Here is a 24,821-nt window from a genome sequence, read left to right on the forward strand (position 1 = left end):
ATCACCGGCGGATTGAGGACGCCTTTGGGAGGCTTGCCGCGCATCGTTATCAAAGAGTCGCCCGCGCGCCCCGGGTATTCAACGCATCAGTGGGAGGAGCGTGCCGTGTCGATTTCCATCGTTTGGAAGCGGGTCGTCATGAACTCGTCGTCGTAGCGGGCGTCGATATAGCGCTCGATCTGCCCGCTCGGGGCGACGCCGGTGTGCCGATCGTTCCACCGGTCCAATGCGATGAGGGTCATCGCGCCGTCAACGATCATGAGCATCGCCGCAATCACAGTGATCATGGCCCGCCATCGCAGTGGGATCCGGTCGACGACTTTGAGGACGTCGGGCAGGAGGAGTCGGATCCATACGAGGCCGAGGAGCCCCCATGCGCAGAAATACGCTGCGTTCGTTCGCCCATCGATATTGAGGAATGTCCCCGAGTAGTCCCAGGCGACAATCCCGAACGCCTTTTCCATCCACCAGCTCACTGCGAATTCGAAGGCAGCGCCGATGGTGCCCGCAACGAGGAAGATGACGGTCTTGGACCGGTTCCACCACCGATTGAGGGCGACTGTCATGAGGAGTGCCCCGAAGCCGTAGATGGGGCTGAAAGGCCCCCACAGCAGACCTGCACGATCCTGGTATTCGCCCGTTGTCAACACGTGCCACACGAGTTCGATGATGAGACCAGCGAACGAGGCGACGAAGAACACCCAGAAGACGTTGAAGAAGTTCAGGGGGATGAAGTTCCTCCGACTCGTATCCGTCGATATTTCCCACGGTTGAGTCAGGACGTGACCGCTTTTGAGTTCGCGATCGCTCACGGTGACGAATCCGATGATGAGGACCAGTTGGAGCGCGTAGTACAGCTGGTTCGCGGCGATCCCCGAATGTGCGATGTCGAAGACGAGGGCGAAGACGACGACGGCGAGCGTCGCACGTGCGGCAAGGCGCGCCTGCCGGGTGGCGATCGTGTAGTCGAAGACGACGATGGTGAGACAGCCGAGCGCATCGATGAGCAGGAAGGCAAGGCGCGCCCAGACGACGAGCTCGGATGCGCCCTCACTCGCCCCTGAAACGAGGTCAAGAACAGCGACGATGAGCAGCGCGACTGCGCCGAGGGCGAGGAGGAGGAAGACAGTCCGTGCGATGTGCACGCCGACCCTGCTCGATCTGGCGACCAGGGCGTTTGTGAGTTCACCGTTTTCCACAGGGGGATCCTATGATCTGGCGGGCTCCCACTCGTCCGCTGACAGGCGCTCGCTGTAGGCGGCTGCAGCGGCGTCGAGATCCGCGTCAGCGATGTCCTGCGCGCCGATCGTGATGAACGGCTTCGTGTACTCCAGGCCGGTCAGCACCGTCATCGTCTCGAAGGGGCGCAGGAGTTCTTCGACGGTGTATCTGTACATGCCCTCGGAGCCGTATCGGTTGGCGGGGGCGCCCGGCGACACTGCGATCATGAGCTGCTTGCCGTGCAGGGCGGTCCCATTGGTCCCATAGGCCCAACCGTAAGCGAGGACGGTGTCTTCCCACTGCTTGAGCAGGGCGGGGCTGGAGTACCAGTACATAGGGAATTGGAAGACGATGCGGTCCGCTGTTTCGAGCACCTTCTGTTCTGCGGCTGCGTCGATCGCGAAGTCGGGGTAGAGGGCGTACATGTCGCGGACGATGACATCGTCGACGCTGCGCGCCGCTTCGGCGAGGCGGGCGTTGACGGTGGAGGCATCGAGGTTGGGGTGGAAGAGGAGGACGACGGTCGTCATGGGTGGTCCTTGTCGGTTGAGGGATGTCCGGGTGCGCATCCCCTTCGACATTAGGACGGTGCGCCCGAGGATGCCCACAATTTGCGGCATGATTTCGCCGATGGCGGACTCATCGGCGTGAACCGACCGGACTGTTGTCATAACTGTTCGAGCAAACCGCTTGACATCACACTACCTCTATGGTTAATTAGTCATGTAATGAACCGCAGACGCAAGGAGGTGTCATGGAGTTCGACTCGACAACACCGATCTACATTCAGATCGCAGACGACCTTCGTCATCAGATCCTCATCGGCGCACTCGCCGACGGCGATCGTGTCATGTCGACGACCGAATACGCAACGACATACAGGATCAACCCGGCCACCGCCGCAAAGGCCTTCGCACTCCTCGTCGACGAGGGACTCGTCGAGAAGCGCCGCGGCATCGGAATGTTCGTCACAAAAGGATCACGAGAAACGCTCGCAGCATCGCGCCGCACCACCTATGTCACGGACATCCTCGCGCCCGCCCTCGCCGAAGGGATCGCCCTCGGCCTGACAGCGGATGACATTCATGATCACGTCACCGCACTCCTCCCCACTCTCACCCTCTCCCAGTCAGGAGACGACAAATGATCACCACGAGTCACATCACCCACCGTTACGGGCTACGCGAAACACCTGCCCTTGAAGAGGTGACAGTCGACATTCGGCCCGGCATTACGGGCATCATCGGACCGAACGGCTCCGGTAAGACGACCCTGGCACGGATCCTGTCCGGTGCCCTCGAACCGGCATCGGGCACGGTCTCACTTGACTCCCACCCCCTGACACGGACCGAACGCGCAGCACTCGCCTTCTACTGCGACGCGGGGTTCTCCCTGTCGAGCGCGACCGCGAAGCAGGCACTGCTCTATGCGCGTTTGCGCCCCACATGGTCCGAAGAAGTCTTCGAACACCTGGCGACGCGTTTCAATCTCGTGCGCCGCGGTTCGCTGTCTCGCCGCTCTGCCGGCCAACTCTCCCTCTATGCGACCGCCCTCGCACTCGCCTCAGGGGCTCGTCTCACCATCCTCGACGAGGTGACGTCCCATCTCGATGTACCTACGCGCCAAGCCCTCGCCGAGGAGATCATCGAACTGAGTGCTCACGGCGACCGATCCTTCCTGCTCGCCTCTCATCTCGTATCCGAGTTGGAAGCAGTTGTCGAGGACGTCATCGTCCTGACATCCGGACGAATCGTGATGACGCGAACCTCCGAAGAAGTGCGCGCGAGCGTCACCGCCCTCGTCGGCGACGAGTCGCAGATTCGGGCTCTGCTCGATAACGCACCCGTCTCCCCCACCGTCCTGTCGACACGCTCCATCGGCCGTTATGCCGAGGTCCGTGTGCTCGACCTGTCCGATTCCCTCGCCTCATCCTGCAAAAACGAAGGAATCGATATCCGCTCTTTGTCCTTCGAAGACGCTTTCGTCTCCCTCATCAACTCGGAGAAACTCTCATGACCGCCGTATCCGCACCCCGCACCGCCGTGTTGCGCGCGCCCAGCGCCATCGCCCTCGCCCTCGTCAATGTCCGCGTCACCTGGTTCTTCTGGCTGATCTCCGGGGGAATCGCCGCTTCCAACGCGATCATATACATCATTGCGAATCAACTCACTGGAGCCGTTGAGCGACCCGTCGCCGTCCTCACCGCCAGTCTGTCGAACTTCATCTTCTCGTGGGTCATCATCTTCCTCATTGACGGGATCGTCGCGCCGTTGACAACACCCATCGACGCCCTGAGCGGGGCGGGACTCCAGCGGCACTACGCCGCGCAGTGGATATCGGTGGCGATCCACGGCATCCCGGCCATCGCCCTGTGGGCAGTGCTGTCTCTCGTCGCCCATGCCGCCCCATCCCTCGAGGTATCAACGGATGACGGATTCACCCTGTCATACAACGCGGGCATCCCGAGCACGGCGGTGACATGGGAAGCCCTGGTCTTCGTGATCCTGCTGTGCATCCTGATGTCGGGAATCGGCCAGACGATCGGACACGCCTTCCGTCATCGCGCCCTCTTCGGCGCGTGTGCAATCGGAGGCGGAGCACTGCTCCTTACCGCGATGGCGGTTTCCATCATGAGTGGACTCCCCTGGTTGCCGATCGTCTTCGGCACGACTGTGATCGCCGTCATCGTTCCCTCTCTGTACGCGTTGACGGGACCGGTTCGCAAAGTCGGATAGTGCATAGCGACTCGACTTTCACATCGCTTCATCCTCAGCGTATCTCCGCATGTGGGCGCCGATTCCCCGGCTGCATACCGGGATCGGCGCCCACCACCCGTGCAATTCAGGTGGAGGTCATGAACGCGGTTCTCGCCGGGCCGGATTTCCCGACCGCAACTCGGAGTTTCGATATCGCGAATCTGAACTGATTCCCACGGATCGCTGCTGACCGCCCCGGCCCGTGGGTGTCCGACCGAGGCGATCCCGCCCTCGTTAATAGGCCAGGGCGGCATCTCCTTCGTCGATACGTGCGCTCAGCGCGCGAAAAGCAAGCGCACTTTTTCCAGGGTCAGTGCCGTGAGCGGAGTGTCATTGACGTCCCACACGGCGGCACCGGACGCTCGTGCCGCTGCGAGCCCATTCGCCGAGTCCTCGAAGATCACACAGTCGCGGATTCTCACTCCGAGACGGCGAGCGCCTTCCAGATAGGGATCGGGCGCTGGTTTGGAGGGAAGGCCCGCCTCGTCGGAGATGAAGCCTGCGAAATGTTCCTGCCCCAACGCGCGCATTGCTGAACTCACCGCTTTGGTGCTCGATGCACTGATGACGTACTGGGGAATGCTCAGGCTGCGGAAAAGGTCGAGAGCATCGAGTGCACCGGGCATGGCGATACTCGATGCATGCGCCCTACAGACTCGATCCTCAACGGCGTGGAACGCAGCTTCCGCCTCGAGCTGCGGCGCGGAGGCGGCGAGGATTCTGCCGTGCAGCCTGATTCCAGCGCCCTGAATGCGCCGAGCATCCTCGGGGGTGAGGACGCCGCCCGCCTCTTCAACGATCTCATGGCTGAAGCGCTGCCACAGGGGTTCCGTATTAACGAGGGTTCCATCCATGTCCCATAGGACGGCTGCTGGCAGTGGTACATTCATGCACTCGACGCTAGCGGCCACAGCCGCATTGTGCCAGCCTGACGATGGCGGACCCGCTGCCGACAATCGCCTTCGCACCCGCTGCGTCCGCCCTGCTCTGGACCCTGTAGCCACCGTCCGATCCGGCGGACCTCGCCCGTCACCCCGCTAGGTCGATACTCGTCATTGCGACCATGTGGAAGGCGTCAAAAATTCTCATACACGCCCGCCTCAATCAGATCCAGGTCGCGCCTGTCGATGACGCGATCTTCATGGAAATAGTGGAAGATTCCCGCTGCAATGATGAGGGTCGGGTGCTCGCCGTAGCGTGTCACGTAATCGATCCACGAGTAGTCGAACATGTCGCCGGGAAGACTGACGTGGCATTGGGATGGACGAAATGGATCCGGGTGTGCGCTGCATCCTCATCACGTGGATCCTGAAGAATATTGACGGCTGCGATAATCCCCGCGTTCAAGGCAAGGGACTGACGGCTGGATTGATCGGCAAGTGGCGCTATAGAGTCGGCGATTACCGGATCCTCTGCGACATCCGCGATGAGTTCCTCATCGTCCTCGCGATCGAGATCGGCCACCGACGAGGATCTACCGCTGACCCCGCAGCTAAACGCGCACTTTCTTTACGGAATGACGACTCCGACCACCCGTTCCCAATGGGTATCCCACCCCGGTTGACGCCGTCCCATTCCGACTGCGACCTCGTCCATGAGGTCGAGAATGTAGGGGGAGAGTCGGCTGAGTCCTCCCCTCACCTGGCGGACAGCAGGCTGCGGGCGTTCGCAACATAGACGCCCGCGACGATGACGAGCGCTCCGACAAGCTGTGCGAGGGAGAAGGGCTCTGCCAGGACCAGCACGCCGGCGAGGATAGACACGACCGTTGAGATCCCGATGAAGGATGCCACACGATTGACGCCGAGCCGCGCAATCGCGATATTCGCCAGGAAGAAGGCCAGAATCGAACAGCCGACTCCCTGATACACGACGGCCGCCGCGAAACCCAGATCCGTGAACGGCAGCATCACAAGGGACCCCACTCCCCCGTTCGCGACGGCCTCGACAAGGGCGAGGCCGCTGAAGACCGCTGCACCCACTGCGAGCATGACGACAGTCAGCTCGACCGCGGAGAATGCCGACGCCTTGTCGACGAAGACGCAGTAGAGGGCGTAGGAGACGACCGCGACGACGAGGGCGCCGTACCCGATGAGTGACAGGCTCGACGCGGCGCCGACGGCGAGCACCGTGACGAGGACCCCGACGAGGGTGATGATGATGCCGATGACCTGGATCAGAGTCGGCCCCTTCTTCAACACGAGGGTCGACGCGATGAGGGAGACGACGGGAATGGAGGCGAGGAAGACGCCGGACTCGGTCGCCGTCGTGTACGCGATGCCGAAGGTCTCCGCCGCGATGTACAGGCAGGGATTGAAGAGCGCGACGAGGAGCAGAGGCACGAGCCGCTTTCCCCTCAGATTCACCCTCACGAGGCCGAAGCCCACGGCCAGGCCCATGACCAGCCCGGCAACGAGGAATCGCCAACCAAGCAGCGCCAGTCCACTGGCGACCTGTGTCGCATGTTTGGTGAAGCCGTAGCTGAGTCCGAACAGGACTTCGCAGCCGATCGCCGCAAGAATGCCGACGAGGAGGCGTTTGTTGCGCGCCATCGCATCATCCATGGCATCTCCTCACGAGTCGGCCCACCCCGAGAGTGTACTGGTTCCTCCGCTGTCGCCTCATCAGCGCTCCATCAGCGGATCGTCCCGATCGCCATGCCAGAATCGCACTGGATGTGCAAGTGACTTCGGTCGGAGATGCTGCTGCGAATCGGCTATAGGGTCGATGCATGAGACTCACCGCCGACGAGATCGCACAGCTCGATCATCTTCTCGAGCCGTATCTCGACCACGACAAAGTCCAGCTCATGCGAACCTTCGTCCAGCACGGCGCAGTCTCGACCTTAGACCACTGCATCAATGTCGCCTCCGTCAGTTTCTGGCTCAACCGGCGGCTGAACTGGCGGGCGTGCGAATCCGATCTCGCCGTCTCGGCGCTGCTCCACGACTTCTACCTCTACGACTGGCACGGCGCGGGATGGAGCCACTCGTACCTGCATCCCCTTCGCGCGGCAGAGAATGCGCGGAAGTACTTCGACGTGTCCGAACGCATGTCACAGGCCATTGAGTCGCATATGTGGCCGTGGCCGCCGACGCGACCCCCGAGGAGTCGCGAAGGGGCGATCATCTGTATGGCGGACAAGATCTGCGCTCTGCTGGAGACTGTCCTGTGCAGGCGAGAATCGACGCCGATATGTCGTTGAGCGCCGCGGTCTTCTGGTTCTTCATCGTCAGTTTCCTCGGCTGGGTGTGGGAGACGCTCTACTGCACTGTCATTGAGAGACAGTGGCAGAGCCGCGGTTTCCTCTACGGTCCGCTGTGCCCGATCTACGGAATCGGAGCCGTCGGAGCCGTCGGAGCCGCTGCGTCGCTGCATCACACCGGCATTCAGCCTGCCTGGTGGCACATATTCCTCGTGACATTCCTCGGATCCATGCCGCTGGAGTATGGCATTCACTGGACGCTGGAGAAGCTGTTCCACGCCTACTGGTGGGACTACTCGCAGATGCCGCTCAATATTCACGGACGCATCTGTCTGCCCGCTTCGCTGTTTTTCGGGGCTGCGGGCGTCGGCGTGTACTTCGTAGTGCTCCCCTTCGCACTGCGCGTCAACGCGATGGTGCCCCCACTCGTCATGGAAGTCATTGCCTTCGCGTTCATCATCATCTTGACGGTGGACATCACGCTGACCGTCTCTGCTCTCACGCAGTTCGCACGAGTTGTCAGTCGCATTGAGAAAACTGTTGATGAGCGCATGGAGCAGTTCGTCGGTTCCATCGTGTCGAGCGCACAAGAAATGGCGGCGCATCGGACGAGCCTCGCCGAATCGGCGCGCCGCGAGCGCTTGGGCGACCTCAGCTGCCTCGCCCGTGAGGCGATCAATCGTGTGCTGGGCTTCCGTCTTCCCACGATGAACGCGACGGCCGCTTCGTGGAAGTCATTGCTCCGCCTCACCCCGTCCTCGTCCATCGACGAGGACGCGCCCGCGCGCGACGACGAGTTCTCCTCCTGAGCGCCTCACACACTTGTCATCCGTGCGTCCCCACGATGGTCAGAACATGACCTTCTCGAAGCGGAGCATCTCGTCGTTCCCTGTGACGACGAGGCCACCGACGCTGACGCCGTCCGGCATGATCCGGTAGGCAACGCCCCCAGAGGTATCTGCCACTACACTGAACCCTCGCGCATCACCGCCCCCGGACACATGTCGCTCAACCAATCAGCATTGGCGATCATGTCGAAGTCGTACACCGCCTCACCCACCCAGGGTTCTCCGGCTTGGCCGATGCGGCGCCGCACACCTCGATATGTGTTGGAGCATTGTCTCGCGTACCTGCCGCCGGCCCTCGTCTGCCACTGCGCGCCCGCATCATGGACCGTTAGGATGCCCACTCGAAGTTGTCGATCCCTGCACCGAGTTCGAAATGGTGTTTCACGAGCCCTGCATCCACCCCGCTGAAGAGCCCGTTGTCGCAGGAGAAGGAGACCGCGCGGCCCGACCCCGCGATCCGGAACGCCTGCTTATTGCGTGCAGTCGGAGCGAGCAGCGCGGCGACGACTCCGGCGGTGAACCACTCGGGGGCATCCCCTTCATATGAGGCGACCTCATCGGGCCTCTTCGATGTGTGAGCCTGCCCCTGCGTCTTTCCGTAACCGACGACGACCACTCCGAACACCCGCCGATCGGGCTCTACCTGGCGCTCGACGGCCTTGCGGTTGAAGGTTCCACCCACCCACCACGTGTTGAGGCCGAGTGTTTGGGCATACAACATGAGGTCGGCGCTGCATCGTCCGAGCTGTTCGTCGACGCCGGGTGAGTCTTGCGCGCACACGATGAAGTAGTTGTTAACATTCTTCGCCGCGATGAGAGCCACGATGGCATTCAGGACCGGGGCTCCATCCACGACCAGTCTGATATCGGTACCGTACGCGGCGTTGTCCTCGGCAACTCGCTGATTGAGTTGCTCGACGATGTGGCCGTCGAGTGGCGTGTCGAGATACTTGCGCACCACATGTCTCTCCCTCATCGCCTGCTTCATGTCCATGATCGTCCTCGTTCCGCATCGGCTTCTGAGAAGCATCCTCTCACGCGGACCGCAGCGAGTCGATAGCCTTCTCCGATATGCCTGCGCGCCGTCGTCGACTCGCCTGCCCGGAGAGCGGGTTCGCACGCGGAAGCGATCGCAGGCCCACAATCGGATGCGCGACCGCGGCAATCATTCGGTCGGGGGAAGAGCTCCCGGCGAAACTCGTTCCGAGGACGCGTACCCTTCCGGAGACTGAGAGGCATCATCCGCTCGACGCACCATCACGTACAGAACGATCGCGGCTACTACGTCGGTGATGAAGAGGACGTGCAACACGGACAGCACCGCCGCAGCCGTGCCGGTAATGAGGCCTCGGCTGCGTGCACGCGCCACTGCGGCGAAGCCGTACGACGACGTGAACAGCAGCAGACCGTAGTCGACCACGACCAATATGCCCACCACGACGGGGGCGCCGAAAATCAGACCGGGCACCACCGCCAATGCGAGGGACATGACGAATCCGGCGACGAATACGAACAGGAAAAACGGAATCAAGCAGAGCTTGAGCAGCATGTCCCAAAAGGCGAGTCTACGCGGACTGCCCTCCCCGCGGTCGAGGCACGCGTTGACCACGTTCGCAGAGCCAGCGCCAAGTACTGCTGCGCTCCAGACGAACCACATGGCATCGCCCGCGTCACCAGCATCAGCCGTAAGGGCCTCGATGGGGGCCCAACCGGCGTACACCGCTGCGAGGAGCACGATGGGCAGCGCTATCCGCACAGCCTTGGGCATCACAGCCTCCTTTCGTAGGCGCACGATTCTCCCTCACTCATGTTAAACCGCCGATTGCTCGTGATTGCACATGCGGCATGTCGCCGTTTTCTCCTACTCGAGACCGCGTCCGACGAGGGAGGCCATTGCGCCGCCGAACACCGTGGGACCGGGGTCCAACTCATGGCGGCAGAGCTCACTGCCGCTGGATCGTCAGCCGTCCGTATTCGAACTAAAATGCCCTCTGGGCCCTCTTTCAGGAATCTTCCCGAAATCAAATTACGAATATTGCTTCGGTCCACCGTTTGCAAGAAGGGCTCGCTCCACACGCAACGCGCTCAAGCCTTCGCGTGATATGACGTATTGACAACCTGCAAGACATGCGGTCGCATCGGGCATTGATTCGAGAATGATTCGATTCTGTCAACACGAAAGGGCGGGTCGATGTGACGTGCAACCATATGAGACCAGCCGGGCGAGTGCGATACTTGAATGAGAGCTGACTGAGAGTTACGATTATATTCATTCTCCAATTTTTCATTGAAAGCAGCATATGACGAAGAGGATCGGAAAGGTGAACAATGAGATATGATGAAACAGTGACACTTAAAGACGGAACGGAACTCCATATGAGGAATGGAGTGGAATCCGACGCTCGCGCAGTGTATGAGAACGTGCGTCGAACACATTCTGAAACTGACTACCTTCTATCATATCCCGATGAGCAGATCCATGACATCGATCACGAATCCCTTCTTCTGAAGAAGGCGGAGGAAAGCGATAACGAAATCGAGATCGTCGCCCTGACCGACGAGGAAATCGTTGGAACGGCGTCCGTCAAAGCCGTGGGGAGCAACTACAAGGTGAGACACCGGGCCGAGTGCGGGATCAGTGTGTTGAGGAAGCACTGGGGATCCGGAATCGGTCGAGCGTTGATGAGCGCATGTATCGACTGCGCCCGAAGAGCCGGTTATGCGCAGCTCGAACTCGAGGTGGTAGCCGATAATGTACGGGCGATATCCATGTACAAAAACGCGGGGTTCGAGGAATATGGGCGTAACCCCCAAGGGTATAATTCACGATCGACTGGTTTTCAAGAGCTCGTATATATGAGACTCGAATTGTAGTGCCCTGCGATAGTCCCGCGCGCTCACGCGCATCGACGTCGGCGGCAGGTGCATCTGCATCGAGCGCGATCCCAAACGCGGACTGCAGCGGTGGAACTTCCCCTTCAAATCGTTGGACATCGCGAAGCTGTACCTGCGCACCGCCGACTACACTATGGCGAAGCCGTGCGGCATCTACGAAATAGAGGGTGGGGGCGGCAGACTCTCGTACAAGATCTTCGCAGACAATGAGGATCTGCAACTTTACCTGAAGAGGCACAGGGAAAAGGGCTGCGGCAGCATGTCCCCCGCCTTTATCATTGACGACTACAAAGAGCACGCAGGCGCACAGATGCGGAAACCGACCCCTGGCGAGATAGAGAAATACATGTCAGAGCGCTAAGCGCGCTGCAGTGGGATGAGAGGTTCAGCCGACGCCCTCCGCTTCACAGGGCTTGGCTGCCTTCTGCATATCCGAATCCGTCTTCGCTCGAACGCCGTGCACAGAAAAGGCGCTCGGAGAGGGGTGAAGCATGACGAAACGGATTCCGACGTTCCGACAGAACTCGATTGCATCGTCGCACCGCGCGTCATATCATACTAAAATAATCAGGCTCGAATCTCCGCTGCAACGATTCTGCCCCGACCTGCAACACCGGATTGGAAGCCGGATCGATCAGCAGTGTGAGACGGTGGAAGATACGATCGAAGAGCATGCTCCGGATAACGCCCGAAAGGCTCGGGACGGTCTGCGTCACCAAATCAAAACCGTCTGACAGAGGAGGAACCATTATGGCGTCATCTCACGAATTCCTGAACTACGTCCTCGACCTGCTCGGCGGAGTAGACGGAATCACCCACCGCAAGATGATGGGGGAGTATCTGCTCTACTCGAAGGGCGTACTCTTCGGCGGAATCTACGACGACCGATTCCTCATGAAGGAGACGCCGTCCTCGACGGAGGCGCTGAACAAGCAGGAGATCCCCTACAAAGGCGCGAAGCCGATGCGCCTCGTCGATGTCGAGGACACGAGTGCTCTCGCCGAACTCGTCGGCAAGGTATGCACCGAACTTGCTTGAGTCGGCGGTCTGACACGCGCCCGCCCCAACAGCGTCCTCGTCTGCCACCTCAAGGACTGTAACGCTCTCATCCATGTCACGCCTCCCTCGGGGGCGGCATGCCCGTGACCATCTTGAGGGTGATCGGCTTACCGACGTTGTTGGAGCGCAGGCCGTCAACCTCTCCCTTCCTCGACGCATCAAGACACGTGATCCGCCTCCGCATGTGAATGCACGCCTACCCCCGGGGCCTTAATACATGTCTGTGAGGGGACGGGACGTTGCGAGCACCTGGCGAGGGACGCGAACGCCTACGCGGCGAGCTCCGCCGCCTCCTTAAGGGGTGAGTCGTTGGAGACGGCCCGCACGACTGTCGCCCTCAATGAAACCCGCCTGGGCACGCACCCGACAGAGCACATCGACAGACACGCTTGTGCACGGTCGCCCGACGAGTCTCCTCAGCGGAGCATCGTCATGAAGACGGCGATAAGGTCATAGCAGTCGCCAGGGTCGAGAGCATCGATGACAAGCCCATCCTCATCGAAAACCTCTTCCCAGCGCCCCGGGCGAGCACAGTGACATCGTTCCCTGTACGCATGAGCTTGCGGGCGGCGAGGGAGTCGAGACTCCGCACCCGTAAACGAGGATCCTCATGCGCTGATTGCGTGTCCTCCGTTTCTCCGTCTTCAAGTGACCGAGGTCCGTCCCCGTCGGACACTTCACCTTCTAGCCTGGATGCGGATGACTTGACCGCACAGCTCCAATGAGGATGGGAGAGTGAAGGCGTTGAACCGAAGCTTCTGGGATCACTACGCCCGGGTCTACGACCTCGTAACGCGCTCCGGGGACGCGGAGCTCGCCGAGGCTGGCGCGTGGATCGCAGGTTTCCTCCGTCCCTGTGATCGCATCCTCGACGCCGCGTGCGGGACGGGGGCGTTCGCCTGTCTGCTCGCCTCCAAGGTCGAGTTCGTCATGGCATGCGACTACTCGGAGAAGATGCTCGCCCGGGCACGACGCAAAGCCGCGCACCATTGCCTGCACAATATCGCGTTCAGGGTTCAAGACATCACTGCTTTGAGCCTGCCGACGGGTGTGTTCGATGCGGCCGTGTGCGCCAACGTCCTCCACCTTCTCGATTCGCCCGAGGACGCGATCGCACATCTAAAGCGGGTGGTACGCCCCGGCGGCTTGATCATTGTGCCGAACTACGTCCACGGAACACGGGCCGGTTCTGGACGCATGAAGCTTTTGCGCAGATTCGGCTTCGAATCCGCCCACGACTGGGACGGCGGCGCTTTCGAGGCGTTCTTGTCCGAGCAGGGACTGCGAATCATTGAGAAGCGCCTCTTCGACGCATGGCAGCCGCTCGATGTCGTGGCATGCCGTGCCGACGGGGGCAGTGAGGGGTCGCATGCAGAATAGTCGGGGTCGACGGATGACTGCCGCTCTTTCACCCCCGAACCTGAATCGTGTTCATGGCGACCATATGGAATGCGTCGGAAATGCACATGGCCACCCGGGCGCCGAGCCCGATGCCGCGCCTGTCGATATCACGGTAGTAGGGGGTGTGTTCAATGAGTCGCGCCCCCTCGACGAGGGCGTCGACGAATGACTTCGGATTGTCGATCGAGAAGTGCATGAGAGAGGAGTTCTTCATCCGTTTCACGTAGTACTGCGACATCTTGACCCCGATTGAGGAGGTCGAATCGAAGACGAGGCGCACATTGTCGAAGGCAGCGAGGTGATTGATGAAGTCGACGACCTCGTCCTCGTGGAAGTAGTAGAAGACGCCGGACACGATGACGATGGTCGGCCGTTCGCCGTACTCTTTGACCCGGTCGATCCACGAGTAGTCGAACATGTCGCCTGGAAGGCCGATATCACGTTCCGACGACCCGAGGAGTTCATTGCGCAGGTCGATGACTTCGGGCAAGTCGAGCTCAAACCACAGCGCACGCCCATTGTCGCACCGCCAAAACGCGGTTTCCAACCCGCATCCGACATTGACGACAGCCGCGTCAGGGTAGTCCGCAAGGAATGCGCGGATACGGCGGTCCATATTGATGGAGCGGGCGACGCTCGCAAGCATCGTGTACTCGCTTTGCCCGTGACGCATCCTCTCGGCCTCGGCGGGGAGGGCGGATTCGAGGGCGAGGACCTTCAAATCGGCAATCATCGCAGGATAGTGTTTCGACGCGTAGATGCGCCCCGCGAGGGGGACGTACAAGGTTTTCGACAGTTCACTCAGTTCCGTCACAGTCCCTCCCCGTTCGACTTGCAAGTTCCGTCGGCAACAGATAACACCATGCGGGCAGCGGAATTCAAGAGGGCGTCGGGAATTGCCCCAGAACCTCCTGGACGAAGCGCGTCCGCTTCGTCTTTCGGGAGCACAGCCCCGTCCGTACCTGACCGTTGAGGAGAACACCCTCTTGTCGGCTGCTCGACGCTTCCTCGATGGGTACCCACAGCTCCATCTCGTAGTCGTCCGCATGCATGTCTCCCGGGCCGTCCGCTTCGAAGTCCGGCGCGCCATCCGATGTGTCATAGCCCGCCAGGTAGTTGATCGTTCCCGGGGCCTCGACGTCGAAGCACATGCCGTAGCATCGTCCGTTTCCGGGCGCGGAGAGCATCTTTTCGTCCCAGTCCCCGTCAGAGCGCGTCCCAAGTGGAGGGGCACTCCGAGTTCCCGATGGTCTCACGCATAAGCCCTGAGACGACGAACGCGGGCTTCCTTTGGATGCTGACCTTCATTTCTCCTCCTGTAACTCTGAGTGTCAGCCGTAGTGTGGACATGATCCGAAATAGGGAGAAGACCCTGGCGAACACCGCGCGCGAGTATCCCGATAGGCGACGTATCTCCGCGTCATCCGCGCCCCTCGGCGATGGCGCCGTCATCATCGCATGCACGTCCTTGTGCCAGAGGCAAGCAATGCCGAATGCCATACCGAGGACGACGGGACCATGATGCCGACGATCGCGTTTCCCTCGAGAAGCGCTCCTCTTTGAGTTCGAGTGACCGGCGTTGGAACGAGTCCTCCCTCCAGAATGAGCGTCTGTCCCTCGCGAACGACCCGATCGATCTCGCATTGGATTGCCGCGACAATCCGGGCAATGGCGTAACCAGCTCGAACCGCTCTTTCATGGGTTTTCATCGAAGTCGACGGAGGCACCGTTATCGAAACACCGCCTGCCGGATTCCTTCAGGAGCCACACTTCTCCATGAGCGTTCTGTCCGCAGTTGCCTCCCTGCAGCAGATACCGCATGATCGCGCACTACGGCGATATAAGGCGGCGACAAACCAACTGTTGGAGAACATCAGGCGATGACTACTCCCACTCGATTGTTACATAGCCCGTTTTGATGGAGCCGGTGGGGCGCGTGAGCTGGAGATTCTTCCACCCTCCTATCGCCGAAGCCATGTAGTCAGAGGTGATTCGTCCTGGTTTTGTGAGTGTGGGTGTTTAAGCTGCTGAGACTTTTGGTTGATTCCCTTCTGGGAGGGGTTTGGTGGTGGCAGGTTTCGTGTTCGTCGGGTGTTATATAGCTGATGGATTCGTGAATACGTTCGGTGTTGTACCAGTAGACTCATTCGGTGGTGGTGGCCTCGACGTCTTGCCAGGTAGGCCGGGTGAGGTTGTGGATGTGGGTCTCCTCACTTTTGTACAGGCCGATGGTCGACTCCATCAGCCCGTTATCGTAGGCATCACTGACTGTGCTGGTGGAGCCGGTCAGCCGCTCTCGAGCAAGCAGGGCCCACAGGCTCTCACTGGTGTACTGGGACCTTTGCATCGAAGTGGTGGATAATGCCCACAGGACTGAAGTGGGGGTTGGGGCGGGTTCGTACGCTGAGTGCTTGTCGTAGTGCGTCAAGCACGAAATCTGTCTGTTGTGATCGGGACACGGCGTATCCGAGGATTTTCCGGGAGTAGACGTCGGCGATGAAAGCGACATAGCACACTCCCTGCTGGGTGTAGACGTAGGTAAGTCTGCCACCCACCAGTGATCCGGCCGAGTAACACTCGACCACGCCCGCTTACAGTGGTCAGCGAATCGGGGGTATTCGGATTGTCGACTGTCGTACGCGTGGATTTGCGCCGCAGGACACCCTAAATACCCAGCAGTCGCAGCAGCCGACCCGGCTACCGCCCTACACCCTCATCTGTGAAAAGCCCGTGTGGCTGCACACCACAGCTTATGTCGACCGTAGACACGCCTGTTGCGTGTCCAGATGTCCACCAATCGGTTGGCATCAGGTCAAGTCTCGTGTCGTGGTGTCACTTGCTTAGGCGGTGAGGGGGAGTTGGGGTCTGGTGCTTTCGTGCTGGTCGGTGAGGATGTGGATGAGTTTGCGTATGGAGGTGTTGGAGAAGTAGCGGCGTTCGCCGTATTGCCATTTTTCGTGCTGTTCGAGGAGGACTGCGCCGATGAGGCGGTTGACGGACTGGCGGTCGGGGAAGATCTGGATGACGTCGGCGCGGCGCTTGATTTCGCGGTTGAGCCGCTCGATGGGGTTGTTGGACCAGACCTTTTGCCAGTGGTCTCGCGGGAGGGTCACGAAGGCGGTGAGGTCGGCGTCGGCGTCGGTGAGCATCTCAGCGATCTGGGGGAAGGAAACGGTCAGGGAGTCGGTCACCGCCCGGTATTGGGCGGTGACAGCCTCGTGCGTGGTCTGAGCGAAGATCGTGGAGATCAGGGCGTTCACGGGCTTGGAGTGGGCTGATCCGAGACGCTGGGTGACGTTGCGCGAGAAGTGGATGCGGCAGCGCTGCCAGGCCGCTCCCGGCAGGATCGCCTTGACCGCCGCCCTGAGGCCGGCATGGGCATCGCTGGTGACCATGGCGACGCCCAGAGGGTCGTGGCTGGTGGCGACCCTCAGGCCCCTGTCGTGTAGGGAGCGCAGGAAGCTGGTCCAAAAGTCGGTGGTCTCGGCGTCCCCCAGGCTGATCCCGAGGATCTCGCGGCGTCCCTCGTCCGAGACGGCAGTGGTGACCGCGAGCGCTTGGGAGACGACCCGGCCTCGCACCCTGACGTCGAGGTAGGTGGCGTCCAGGAACAGGTAGGGGAACCAGGTGTGGTCGAGGCGGCGTGTCAGGAAGTGGGCGACGGCCTCGTCGATCTCGGTGCAGATCCGCGACACGGTCGAACGGCTCATACCGGTCTTGTTGCCCAGGGCGCGCACCAGCTGGTCGACTTGACGGGTGGGCACGCCGTCGATCCAGGCCTGGCAGATCACCGCGTATAGGGCCTTGTCGACCCTCCTGCGAGGAGACAGTAGAGAGGGGAAGAACGATCCTTCCCTTAACTTGGGGATCGCCAGTTCCACCTCGCCAGCCGGCGTCGCCAGCGTCTTGGGGCGCGTCCCGTTACGCCGGGTCGTGCGCTCGGGGGTCCGCTCGTGCGGGGCCGCACCGATCCTCGCGGTCGCTTCAGCGTTGATCAGGTCCTGCAGTCCCGCCTGCAGCATCCGTCGGAACACGTCCGAGTGGGCGAGGTCGGGATCGGTCAGGACTTCCTGGATCAGCGCGGACAAGGCCGACTGGTTATGGGTCATCGTGGGATCACTTCTTTGCTTCTTGCCGGAAACAACAGGGGCCTCCCACGATGGCCCCTCTCCACGTCAACGACGACGAACCACCAGCAGGAAATGACACCACGTTAAGACACACACCCTGGCATCATACGCGTCGCGCAACTCAACAGGTGTAGGCCCGAAGAGACGCGCCTGGTAGCGGTAAGTACGTTGCTGGTGAGATCTGGTATTGATTGTCGTAGAACTTGGCACATCCGCTCGATGGAAAACTGGTGCTGGTACGTGTGGAGGAAATCCACGATTATTTGCGTGTGCGGCCCGGCTCCGCCTGGGCGAAAAAGCCGAGGCCAACTTCAGGATCTCGTTGGCTTCCTTCAGTTGCTTGTTTTCTTTGCGCAACTGGGCAAGCTCAGCGTCTTTCTCCTGCTCGGTTTGGGCCGTGCCGGCAGCCTGTTTTGCTTCAGCATTTCCGTATCCAGTTGTGGAGGGTAGTTGGAGTGATATCCACCATGCTGCCGATCGTGCATCGGGCGCCTGCTTTAGTGGAACCACCTCCAGCGAGCGCCTCGTAGCGCAAGCACAGCACACGCTCTATTGGTTTCCTTATCACACTTCACATCAGCCACGATCTGAGACTATCTCCTATATAAATCAACGCCTCTCACAAACCCACGACACTTCAAGAAACGCGAACAAGGAAAACGACACAACCAATCCGTCCTCGCCCTCGCACACCGCCGCGTCCTGACCCTTCACGCCATGCTCCGCGACGCTACCCTCTACGACCCACACCCATCAGAAAAACTCGCCACCGCCGCTTAACACACCACACAGGGACACCCCCTGGATGGCTCGGCGCCTTCACGCGGTCGTGCACACCGCCTCAAGTCAGTGACGCAATCGGCTCGCCGTCTGCTCCATGTGGCCGATGATCCACTCGCGCACCGGCACTGGTGCGGCGTCGATGCTCTCCCGGACAGAAAAGAAACGGTCCACCGTCTCATTGACGACGTCAAGCACGTCCTCATCACCGACATCAAGCTTGTTCTGGAGCCACACGAAATGCTCCCGAGCGACGTCGGCCAGCCTGGTGGCGCGGAAGAATGGCAATCCGAGTTCCGAATGGTTCGGGTAGGCGGCGGTACACACGAGGTCATAGGCAGGAGAGAGCCGCGCACGCCGCCCGTCGGGGTAGATCAGTGACCAGTTCTTCAGGTGGGCATCCCCGTTGCCAACCAGCAGGTTGAAGACCGTGCGTCGCACCATCTCCTGCAGGGAGAAGTGATCCCGCCCGCGGTAAGCCAAACCGGCAACCGTCTCCACGTTGGACTGATACTTGCCGTCACCCGTGCCGTAGCGGTTCAGGACCTGCGCGAAGTCCTCGATATGTATACGCCCCTCAGGCGAGCGGTCGAAGCGACGTACGGCGTAGGCGTCGGTTTCTCCTGAGAGCCAGGCGCCCGGGCCCAGATCGTCAATCTTATCCCGAGCCCACAGCGCGGCTTCCGGAACCTCGATCCCAACCTGCTGTGCCAACTCCATTACTGCCAGTTCGTTGGAGGCAAGTCCCGGGTACGCCGGATCGGGAGTCTTCAGAATCCAGTCACCGTCCTCGCTTTGGGCGGGGAGCGCCAAGCGGCCGCCGTCGTCCCGAACAGAGAACTTCAGCGCCATACCGGCCAGCGAGAAACGCAGGGCGCCGACTGGTCGCCGAGAATGTTCGTCTGAAACATCAACTATGTCAGAAGGCTCAGCACCTGGATCTGCATTTGGATCCAGGCGCACTTCTACAGCCCCCGACAGATCATGGCCGACGCGACCCAGCAAATCCATCTCCTGGTGAACGTTAACGCCTTGCTCACGAGCGATGAGTTCCCGAAGCCGTCCTTCGGGAAGGAGATTGGAGAACCATGCTGGTACCCGGTTGGTGGCGTGCGGCTGCTTATGTGGATGGTCCTCAAACCAGCGTCCGAGGACCATCCGTCCCGGACGATCCCAGTAGTCCTGGTCAAAGACTAGCTTTGTGAATGGTCCCCCGTCATCCTGGTCATGTCTGTAGATAGAGGCCACGTGCTTGCCGTGTAGAAGCACCGCATATATTCGATCGCTCACGGTTGGTTCTCCACATCTGACACATAGTCAGACAGCGGCGGAGTGTCCTCCTGTCCCCATGCGGTACGCACCATCAGAAACTCGTTCAGATACATCTGCAACGCCTCCGCGCGCAGTCGCAGAAACTCACTGAAGTCATTGTCTTGCAGCCGCTCCAGCATGGTTTCATCCAGTAGCAGGGAACCCAGGTCGAGTTGTGCTTCGAGGAGCGTCAGCAGCTCCCTCTTATCCAGCATGGAGATGAGCTTCGACGCAGCAACCGGGTCCTGCTCCTTGAGTTCCGATAGGGACACGAGGTCGGCTACTACGGCACGCGGTGTCGTCTCCCCCTCCAACTGCTCAGCCAAGGCTTCAATGGTCATCGGTTGGTTGGTGCGCACATCCACCGGGTGAAGGCTCCACAATGCCGCGAGAATCATCTTTGAGTCTGAGCGAGTCGCACGAAAGACCGTCAGGTCCGGAGGCTTCGGGGCCTCTTTGAGATCGACCGCCTCGAGGAGCCGCTGCACCGATGCGGATTCCTCGCCCCGTTTCACCCGTGCCGCCATGTCGCGCAGGTCCGTCTGTGAGCCACTGATGCCCAGCGAATCGGCACCCGCACTCGTGCGCCACAGCCAACGGGACAGCAGTTCCAGATTGCGATCGGCCGGTTCGGGGAAGAGAGCGAAGAAACGTGTGAGAACCAGCAGTTGAAAGCGGAAGAGCAGAAACACCAGATGCGGAATCCCGCAGCGTCCCTGTAAAAAACGTACCGCTTGTACGAGCGCGCGCTCCGTGGCCCGGTAGGCCTCCGCCTCGCTCTCCTCGGGAAAGTCGCTCACGCGACGACGGCTGGCGGAGAACTCTCCGTGGACGTCCCTGGTGATGTCCGTATGCCGTCGCACTAGGATCGCCTGGACTACAACCTTGTCATCCAGCGAGCCGAAGCGGGTCTGCGCATCAACGTTGGCGGCGATGCCGGAGGTGGTGTTTCCCGCCTCGGGCCCGCCGTGGATGGCGTTGAAGATCTCCGCTGCATTCAGGCGCTTGCCGCGGGAGTTGATCCGGTCGAACACCTCACGGAGCGTCTTCTCGTCTGTCTGCTTCATGACCGTGGCTGGTACGGTCACACGGTTGAGCCTGGCCGCCATGTCCTGAATGTGTGTCGCTTGGTCGGCGGCGTTAGGGTTGTCCGCGAGCCAGGCGAGTGCCCGGGAGAAGTCAAACAGGTCGGGCAATGGGATCGCTAGTGGGTCCTCAAGCCACCGGCCGGCCACCACGTTCTTCTGCCGTAGTGAGTACCCCAGGGCGAAGCGCGGGTCCTGCACCCCTTCAGGATCAACGGCGTTGACCAGGCTGGTGACACGCTGCTGGCCGTCGACCACCCACAGAGTATCCGACCGCGCCGGGGCTTCAACATGCAACGCGCCGACAAGCAGATCGTCTGCTTCGGCCTCACGCTGCCACAACAACAAACTGCCGAAAGGGAACCCGCGCATGATCGAGTCGAAGAGGCTGAGCACATCCTTCCCATCCCACCGAAACGAGCGCTGGAACTGAGGCACGCGCAGCCCACCTGATTTTACGAGTGCGCACAACTCCGCGATTGTGTATGCCTCACTGCTCGACAACGCCTGGTAGTCGTCCATGCAACAATCATGCCACGGACCTATAACACAAGGGGCTGGTCTAGTTTAGTGTTCTTTCGCGGAGCTCCTTCAGCGTGAACCTGTACATGTCCTGCTCGCGCGTGTTGGACCTGAACTCGCGCTCCGTGAGGTGGAGGTGGAAGCCCTCCTTGGCAGCCCCCTGGTGTTTACCAGCCGGTTCGTGGCGTATCCCCAGAAGCTCTCGATGCCGTTGATGTGAGTGCGGGGGGTTCTCGTCTCCACGAGCTCGTCCGCGCCGTGGTGCACGCGGTAGTGGTGACGGTGGCCCCAGTCGACCAGGCCGTCGGAGGAGTTGAAGCCGTCGGTGTACATGGTCGACGACTTGTCCGCCTTTTTCTCGATGCCCTGCATCAACGTCCTCCTGGAGATGTCAGGGACTATCTGTGCGTAGACCTTGCCACCCCGCTTGAGCAGGCCAAACACGATCGTCTTGCGCCCGGCGCCGTGGTCGTGCCTGCCTCTGACGCGCCTGGGTCCGACGGAGCTCTCGTCGACCTCGCCGTTGAACGGCGAGTCCCGCTCGCAGAGCTCGGCGATCCTCGCCCTGAGCATCATGTAGTAGCGGTTGACCGTGTTGCGGTTGAGTCCCGTCAGCTCGGCCGCAAAGGCGGCCGTCACGTCGGCGCAGAAGAGCCTCAGCAACTCCCTGAATGTGCACTCGGAGAGGTGCGAGTTCATAACGTACTTATTCTTGGGCTTATATCTACTGGTCATGAGCCAATTCAAGTGCCTTCCTGAACACTAAACTAGTCCAGCCCCAATGCTAAATACGATTTATTCCCACTCGATGGTGCCGATGGGCTTGGGGGTGAGGTCATAGGCGACGCGGCAGACGCCGGGCACCTCACTCAGGATGCGAGTCGTCATCTTCTTCATCAGCGGCCACTCGAGTTCGGGGACCTCGGCGGTCATCGCATCGACGGTGTTAACGCAGCGGATGATGACGGGCCATTCGTAGGCGCGCTTCTCATCACGGACACCGGTGGCGCGCACGTCGGGAATGACGCAGAAGTACTGCCAGATGTTCAGGCCCGCGCCCTCGATCTCCTCACAGACGATGGCGTCGGCCTCGCGAAGGGCTTCGAGGCGATCGCGGGTGATGGCGCCCAGGCATCGCACGCCAAGGCCCGGACCGGGGAAGGGCTGACGGTCGACCATGGAGGCGGGCAAGCCGAGTCGCTTGCCGACGACGCGCACCTCGTCCTTGAACAACAGCTTGACCGGTTCGACCAGCCCGAATTGGAGGTCCTCGGGCAGTCCGCCCACATTGTGATGAGCCTTGACCCCCTTCTCGGATTCGAGGATGTCGGGGTAGATGGTGCCCTGGCCGAGGAAGGAGATGTCCTCGAGTTTGGCGGCCTCCTCGGCGAAGACGTTGACGAACTCATTGCCGATGACCTTGCGCTTGGCCTCGGGCTCATCGATTCCCGCCAGCAGGCTGAGGAAGCGGCCGGAGGCGTCGACGTACACGAGGTTGGCACCCATCCCCTTGACGAAGACCTCGATGACCTCCTCGGACTCGCCCTTGCGCATGAGGCCGTGGTTGACGTGGACGCTGGTCAGCTGCTTGCCGATGGCTGTGATGAGCAGCGCGGCGACGACGGAGGAGTCGACGCCGCCGGACAGGGCGAGCAGTACCTTGCCGTCGCCGACCTGGGCGCGGATGGCCTCGACTGCCTCAGCGATGAAAGCATCGGCCAGTTCGGGGGTGGTGATGCGCTCCATGTCGTCGGGACGCATGTTCGAAGCGAAGTCCATCGGGCTCTCCTTCATCGGGACAGGAATGATCCATCAAACGATCCGAAGACAACTCTACGTCCACGCATCTTCGTCGAAGGCGTCTATGACGAAGGAGAAACTCAACTCCGCGTCCTCACGGAACTTTCCAGGTAAGCCCTCGACATGAGAATAATCCGTCCGAAACACACCACAGCGCACTCACATCGGGTCGTCGCCAATCCCCATACCAGACCAACCGTTGATGATGCCGATGCCCTTGTCACCCGAATCGCCCGGGCGGAGGTGCTTCTCGATGCCGAGCAAGAAGGTGACGCCGAAGAAGTCGCCCATGAACTGCGCATCCATACCCAGTCGTAGTAGTAGCGGCGTCGGCTCGACCACGTCGTCATGCATGCTCCCTTCCGGTCCCGTGGTCCGAGTATTCGTCCGCATCTCTTTTCGAACAGTCTTTCTGCTCTTAGTTGACATACGTGAAATATCGTTCTATATATTAAATATAGAGCAACATTCTATAAATTTGAGGAGGCGACGTCTGTGGCGAGGACGAAGAAGGACCCCAATGTCCGGCGCAGCAAGTTCGTCTCGGCCGCCGCCTCACTGTTCTTCTCCAATGGCTACGAGCGCACCTCCGTCCGCGACATCCTCGACGCGGTAGGCGATAAGACGGCCTCCCCCAGCGTGTTCTACTATTACTTCTCCTCCAAGGCAGACCTCTACCAGGTCGTCATGCAGGAGTACGCCAGCCGCTACCTGGCACAGGTCGATGCCTGCATGGTGCAGCACGCCGACAATCCCGAGCAGATGATGGTCGAGGTCCTCAAGCTTTTCGCTCGTACGCTCTCGCAGGACAAACACACCGACGAGGCGCTGACCGACCCCGCCAACCGACTCATGCTCCTCGACCTGCGCGCCGTGGTCGCCGAACGCTTTGTTGCGCTCTGGCGCGCCTACATCAACCAGCTCGACTGGCTCGACACCGACGACGAGACCAAGGAAGGGCTCGCACTCTTCATCACCGGCGGCATAGGCGAGATGGTCTACGAATTCTCGACCTCAAGCCGCGTGCGCAAGGACGATGACGGCGCCCGCCTCATCGAGCACATCATCGACTTCGCAGCCGATGCGCTCCATGCTCCGGACGCAGTGCGGGAGGAGTTCAGACGGCACATCAAGGGAGATTCACGATGAAGGTATTACGCCATGCGATCGACATAGCGGTTCCGTTCGAGAAGCTCTGCGCCTGGGTGGACGCCTTTGAGGAAGAGTTCGTCAAGTGGAGCCCCTACCACCTGGCCTGCAACCTGTACGACCACAGCCTCGCCGTGGGCTCCAAGGTGCGCTTTTACGAAATTGTCATGGGTCTCGATTACGACGTGACCGGGACTATCACCGAGAGTGTGCGCGATGCGGACCGCTTCCGGTACGTATTCGTGAGCGACAAGAAGACCGCCGTGATCACCTTCGAGGGTGAGCGCGTGTCCGAGGGCTGTCGTTTCACCCACACCGAGGCCTTCGGCATGATGACGCCCATTATCAGCCCGGTCATGAACTTCCTCATTTTCAAGGTGTTCTTCAGGAAGAAAGCCAATTGGCAGCTCATCGAGGACGACATGGTCCTCGACAACCGCTACCTTGAGCAGATCCTCACCACCGGCGCGTACCCGGAGCGCATCCCCGTCGACCAGTTGCGGACCCCAGCGTAAGAAGGATGGGACGATGGCAGACACGCACGACGCATCCGCGACGAGGCTTATCTGGCTTTTCGTAGTTGGGGGTGTGGGTGGGGTTTGAAGTCTCTGGTTTCTGGGTCTGCTGTGTGTTTGGTTGACCCCTGATGTGTGGTCTTG

General features: G+C 60.7%; 29 protein-coding genes and 1 pseudogene. 12 read left to right on the forward strand and 18 right to left on the reverse strand.

The features are described 5' to 3' along the window. Positions 1-86 precede the first annotated feature (86 nt). Positions 87-1,199, reverse strand: coding sequence for a putative ABC transporter permease (locus BQ7471_RS00885; protein WP_076463484.1), 1,113 nt, complete (start codon positions 1,197-1,199; stop codon positions 87-89). A gap of 9 nt (positions 1,200-1,208) precedes the next feature. Continuing rightward, positions 1,209-1,751, reverse strand: a complete 543-nt coding sequence (locus BQ7471_RS00890) for an NAD(P)H-dependent oxidoreductase (protein WP_076463595.1) — start codon at positions 1,749-1,751, stop codon at positions 1,209-1,211. 224 nt (positions 1,752-1,975) lie between these two features. Here BQ7471_RS00890 and BQ7471_RS00895 point away from each other — a divergent pair, with 224 nt between their 5' ends. From BQ7471_RS00895 to BQ7471_RS00905, 3 genes are read left to right on the forward strand one after another with little or no spacing between them, the layout of a single operon-like run. Beyond that, complete coding sequence (locus BQ7471_RS00895; protein WP_076463486.1) at positions 1,976-2,368, forward strand: GntR family transcriptional regulator; 393 nt, start codon at positions 1,976-1,978, stop codon at positions 2,366-2,368. Then, positions 2,365-3,237, forward strand: coding sequence for an ATP-binding cassette domain-containing protein (locus BQ7471_RS00900; protein ID WP_076463487.1), 873 nt, complete (start codon positions 2,365-2,367; stop codon positions 3,235-3,237). The genes BQ7471_RS00895 and BQ7471_RS00900 overlap by 4 nt, the downstream gene beginning before the upstream one ends. After that, a complete protein-coding gene (locus BQ7471_RS00905) occupies positions 3,234-3,956 on the forward strand; it encodes a hypothetical protein (protein ID WP_076463489.1) in 723 nt (240 codons plus the stop codon). The genes BQ7471_RS00900 and BQ7471_RS00905 overlap by 4 nt, the downstream gene beginning before the upstream one ends. Before the next feature lie 296 nt (positions 3,957-4,252). Here BQ7471_RS00905 and BQ7471_RS00910 read toward each other — a convergent pair whose 3' ends face one another. The 3 genes from BQ7471_RS00910 to BQ7471_RS11580 form a co-directional block, all read right to left on the reverse strand. Further along, complete coding sequence (locus tag BQ7471_RS00910) at positions 4,253-4,867, reverse strand: HAD family hydrolase (protein ID WP_083663169.1); 615 nt, start codon at positions 4,865-4,867, stop codon at positions 4,253-4,255. 185 nt (positions 4,868-5,052) lie between these two features. Next, complete coding sequence (locus tag BQ7471_RS11765) at positions 5,053-5,181, reverse strand: hypothetical protein (protein WP_268874446.1); 129 nt, start codon at positions 5,179-5,181, stop codon at positions 5,053-5,055. Beyond that, entirely contained in the window at positions 5,178-5,441 is a 264-nt protein-coding gene (locus tag BQ7471_RS11580) for a hypothetical protein (protein WP_235821201.1), read from the reverse strand. The genes BQ7471_RS11765 and BQ7471_RS11580 overlap by 4 nt, the downstream gene beginning before the upstream one ends. On the opposite strand from BQ7471_RS11580, the gene BQ7471_RS00915 reads away from it, so the two are divergent. Further along, on the forward strand, positions 5,346-5,654 hold the full coding sequence (locus BQ7471_RS00915) for a type II toxin-antitoxin system RelE family toxin (RefSeq protein ID WP_235821200.1): 309 nt from the start codon (positions 5,346-5,348) through the stop codon (positions 5,652-5,654). The two genes, BQ7471_RS11580 and BQ7471_RS00915, sit on opposite strands and share 96 nt — an antisense overlap. Here the strand turns inward: BQ7471_RS00915 and BQ7471_RS00920 are convergent. After that, complete coding sequence (locus BQ7471_RS00920; protein WP_205408228.1) at positions 5,615-6,541, reverse strand: DMT family transporter; 927 nt, start codon at positions 6,539-6,541, stop codon at positions 5,615-5,617. The two genes, BQ7471_RS00915 and BQ7471_RS00920, sit on opposite strands and share 40 nt — an antisense overlap. 167 nt (positions 6,542-6,708) lie before the next feature. Between BQ7471_RS00920 and BQ7471_RS00925 the strand changes: the two genes are divergently transcribed. Together BQ7471_RS00925 and BQ7471_RS00930 are read left to right on the forward strand one after the other, a co-directional pair. Beyond that, on the forward strand, positions 6,709-7,182 hold the full coding sequence (locus BQ7471_RS00925) for an HD domain-containing protein (RefSeq protein ID WP_076463494.1): 474 nt from the start codon (positions 6,709-6,711) through the stop codon (positions 7,180-7,182). Next, positions 7,149-7,991 (forward strand): putative ABC transporter permease, encoded by an 843-nt coding sequence (locus BQ7471_RS00930; RefSeq protein WP_076463496.1) that lies wholly within the window; start codon positions 7,149-7,151, stop codon positions 7,989-7,991. The genes BQ7471_RS00925 and BQ7471_RS00930 overlap by 34 nt, the downstream gene beginning before the upstream one ends. 367 nt (positions 7,992-8,358) lie before the next feature. Here BQ7471_RS00930 and BQ7471_RS00940 read toward each other — a convergent pair whose 3' ends face one another. After that, positions 8,359-9,024 (reverse strand): nitroreductase family protein, encoded by a 666-nt coding sequence (locus BQ7471_RS00940; protein ID WP_076463499.1) that lies wholly within the window; start codon positions 9,022-9,024, stop codon positions 8,359-8,361. Between the two features lie 171 nt (positions 9,025-9,195). After that, positions 9,196-9,798: a DUF6652 family protein gene (locus BQ7471_RS00945; RefSeq protein WP_076463501.1), complete on the reverse strand. Its 603-nt coding sequence runs from the start codon at positions 9,796-9,798 to the stop codon at positions 9,196-9,198. A 560-nt stretch (positions 9,799-10,358) separates the two neighbouring features. Here BQ7471_RS00945 and BQ7471_RS00950 point away from each other — a divergent pair. The 4 genes from BQ7471_RS00950 (at position 10,359) to BQ7471_RS00970 (ending at position 13,364) form a co-directional block, all read left to right on the forward strand. Next, positions 10,359-10,904, forward strand: coding sequence for a GNAT family N-acetyltransferase (locus tag BQ7471_RS00950; protein ID WP_076463502.1), 546 nt, complete (start codon positions 10,359-10,361; stop codon positions 10,902-10,904). A 112-nt stretch (positions 10,905-11,016) separates the two neighbouring features. Further along, positions 11,017-11,286 (forward strand): hypothetical protein, encoded by a 270-nt coding sequence (locus tag BQ7471_RS00955; protein WP_129583294.1) that lies wholly within the window; start codon positions 11,017-11,019, stop codon positions 11,284-11,286. Positions 11,287-11,675: 389 nt separating this feature from the next. Then, complete coding sequence (locus BQ7471_RS00965; RefSeq protein ID WP_076463505.1) at positions 11,676-11,963, forward strand: TfoX/Sxy family protein; 288 nt, start codon at positions 11,676-11,678, stop codon at positions 11,961-11,963. Positions 11,964-12,719: 756 nt separating this feature from the next. Next, positions 12,720-13,364, forward strand: a complete 645-nt coding sequence (locus BQ7471_RS00970; protein ID WP_083663171.1) for a class I SAM-dependent methyltransferase — start codon at positions 12,720-12,722, stop codon at positions 13,362-13,364. A gap of 28 nt (positions 13,365-13,392) precedes the next feature. Here BQ7471_RS00970 and BQ7471_RS00975 read toward each other — a convergent pair whose 3' ends face one another. The 10 genes and pseudogenes from BQ7471_RS00975 to BQ7471_RS10965 form a co-directional block, all read right to left on the reverse strand. Beyond that, positions 13,393-14,199, reverse strand: a complete 807-nt coding sequence (locus BQ7471_RS00975) for a class I SAM-dependent methyltransferase (RefSeq protein ID WP_076463507.1) — start codon at positions 14,197-14,199, stop codon at positions 13,393-13,395. 64 nt (positions 14,200-14,263) lie between these two features. Beyond that, positions 14,264-14,572 carry a hypothetical protein gene (locus BQ7471_RS00980; RefSeq protein WP_076463509.1) on the reverse strand — a complete coding sequence of 103 codons (309 nt, stop codon included), beginning with the start codon at positions 14,570-14,572 and terminating at the stop codon, positions 14,264-14,266. A 956-nt stretch (positions 14,573-15,528) separates the two neighbouring features. Then, a complete protein-coding gene (locus tag BQ7471_RS00990) occupies positions 15,529-15,732 on the reverse strand; it encodes a hypothetical protein (protein ID WP_076463513.1) in 204 nt (67 codons plus the stop codon). After that, a complete protein-coding gene (locus BQ7471_RS11855) occupies positions 15,707-15,970 on the reverse strand; it encodes a DDE-type integrase/transposase/recombinase (RefSeq protein WP_407922669.1) in 264 nt (87 codons plus the stop codon). The genes BQ7471_RS00990 and BQ7471_RS11855 overlap by 26 nt, the downstream gene beginning before the upstream one ends. A gap of 255 nt (positions 15,971-16,225) precedes the next feature. Then, a complete protein-coding gene (locus BQ7471_RS00995; protein ID WP_076463514.1) occupies positions 16,226-17,494 on the reverse strand; it encodes an IS256 family transposase in 1,269 nt (422 codons plus the stop codon). Between the two features lie 867 nt (positions 17,495-18,361). Further along, positions 18,362-19,585 carry a type II toxin-antitoxin system HipA family toxin gene (locus BQ7471_RS01000; protein WP_076463516.1) on the reverse strand — a complete coding sequence of 408 codons (1,224 nt, stop codon included), beginning with the start codon at positions 19,583-19,585 and terminating at the stop codon, positions 18,362-18,364. After that, positions 19,582-21,213 (reverse strand): DUF262 domain-containing protein, encoded by a 1,632-nt coding sequence (locus tag BQ7471_RS01005; RefSeq protein WP_076463518.1) that lies wholly within the window; start codon positions 21,211-21,213, stop codon positions 19,582-19,584. The genes BQ7471_RS01000 and BQ7471_RS01005 overlap by 4 nt, the downstream gene beginning before the upstream one ends. A 40-nt stretch (positions 21,214-21,253) precedes the next feature. Then, a pseudogene (locus tag BQ7471_RS01010) lies at positions 21,254-21,948 on the reverse strand (IS1595 family transposase). Between the two features lie 60 nt (positions 21,949-22,008). Continuing rightward, complete coding sequence (guaA, locus tag BQ7471_RS01015; protein WP_076463520.1) at positions 22,009-22,992, reverse strand: glutamine-hydrolyzing GMP synthase; 984 nt, start codon at positions 22,990-22,992, stop codon at positions 22,009-22,011. A gap of 180 nt (positions 22,993-23,172) precedes the next feature. Further along, entirely contained in the window at positions 23,173-23,367 is a 195-nt protein-coding gene (locus BQ7471_RS10965) for a hypothetical protein (protein ID WP_129583296.1), read from the reverse strand. Positions 23,368-23,508: 141 nt separating this feature from the next. Between BQ7471_RS10965 and BQ7471_RS01020 the strand changes: the two genes are divergently transcribed. Together BQ7471_RS01020 and BQ7471_RS01025 are read left to right on the forward strand one after the other, a co-directional pair. Then, the gene (locus BQ7471_RS01020) at positions 23,509-24,162 is read left to right on the forward strand and encodes a TetR/AcrR family transcriptional regulator (RefSeq protein ID WP_076463521.1); all 654 of its coding nucleotides are present in this window, start codon (positions 23,509-23,511) and stop codon (positions 24,160-24,162) included. Next, positions 24,159-24,677, forward strand: coding sequence for an SRPBCC family protein (locus BQ7471_RS01025; protein WP_076463523.1), 519 nt, complete (start codon positions 24,159-24,161; stop codon positions 24,675-24,677). Before BQ7471_RS01020 ends, BQ7471_RS01025 begins: the two co-directional genes overlap by 4 nt. Positions 24,678-24,821 lie beyond the last annotated feature (144 nt).

Source organism: Actinomyces mediterranea (genome assembly GCF_900155595.1).
GTDB lineage: Bacteria > Actinomycetota > Actinomycetes > Actinomycetales > Actinomycetaceae > Pauljensenia > Pauljensenia mediterranea.

Bases quoted from the DNA above. Each gene is read 5' to 3' on its own strand.
- BQ7471_RS00890 (WP_076463595.1), bottom strand. From the start codon at position 1,751: ATGACGACCGTCGTCCTCCTCTTCCACCCCAACCTCGATGCCTCCACC.
- BQ7471_RS00895 (WP_076463486.1), top strand. From the start codon at position 1,976: ATGGAGTTCGACTCGACAACACCGATCTACATTCAGATCGCAGACGAC.
- BQ7471_RS00900 (WP_076463487.1), top strand. From the start codon at position 2,365: ATGATCACCACGAGTCACATCACCCACCGTTACGGGCTACGCGAAACA.
- BQ7471_RS00905 (WP_076463489.1), top strand. From the start codon at position 3,234: ATGACCGCCGTATCCGCACCCCGCACCGCCGTGTTGCGCGCGCCCAGC.
- BQ7471_RS00910 (WP_083663169.1), bottom strand. From the start codon at position 4,867: ATGAATGTACCACTGCCAGCAGCCGTCCTATGGGACATGGATGGAACC.
- BQ7471_RS00920 (WP_205408228.1), bottom strand. From the start codon at position 6,541: ATGGATGATGCGATGGCGCGCAACAAACGCCTCCTCGTCGGCATTCTT.
- BQ7471_RS00925 (WP_076463494.1), top strand. From the start codon at position 6,709: ATGAGACTCACCGCCGACGAGATCGCACAGCTCGATCATCTTCTCGAG.
- BQ7471_RS00940 (WP_076463499.1), bottom strand. From the start codon at position 9,024: ATGGACATGAAGCAGGCGATGAGGGAGAGACATGTGGTGCGCAAGTAT.
- BQ7471_RS00945 (WP_076463501.1), bottom strand. From the start codon at position 9,798: ATGCCCAAGGCTGTGCGGATAGCGCTGCCCATCGTGCTCCTCGCAGCG.
- BQ7471_RS00950 (WP_076463502.1), top strand. From the start codon at position 10,359: ATGAGATATGATGAAACAGTGACACTTAAAGACGGAACGGAACTCCAT.
- BQ7471_RS00965 (WP_076463505.1), top strand. From the start codon at position 11,676: ATGGCGTCATCTCACGAATTCCTGAACTACGTCCTCGACCTGCTCGGC.
- BQ7471_RS00980 (WP_076463509.1), bottom strand. From the start codon at position 14,572: ATGCTCTCCGCGCCCGGAAACGGACGATGCTACGGCATGTGCTTCGAC.
- BQ7471_RS00990 (WP_076463513.1), bottom strand. From the start codon at position 15,732: ATGCAAAGGTCCCAGTACACCAGTGAGAGCCTGTGGGCCCTGCTTGCT.
- BQ7471_RS00995 (WP_076463514.1), bottom strand. From the start codon at position 17,494: ATGACCCATAACCAGTCGGCCTTGTCCGCGCTGATCCAGGAAGTCCTG.
- BQ7471_RS01005 (WP_076463518.1), bottom strand. From the start codon at position 21,213: ATGGACGACTACCAGGCGTTGTCGAGCAGTGAGGCATACACAATCGCG.
- guaA (WP_076463520.1), bottom strand. From the start codon at position 22,992: ATGGACTTCGCTTCGAACATGCGTCCCGACGACATGGAGCGCATCACC.
- BQ7471_RS10965 (WP_129583296.1), bottom strand. From the start codon at position 23,367: ATGCATGACGACGTGGTCGAGCCGACGCCGCTACTACTACGACTGGGT.
- BQ7471_RS01025 (WP_076463523.1), top strand. From the start codon at position 24,159: ATGAAGGTATTACGCCATGCGATCGACATAGCGGTTCCGTTCGAGAAG.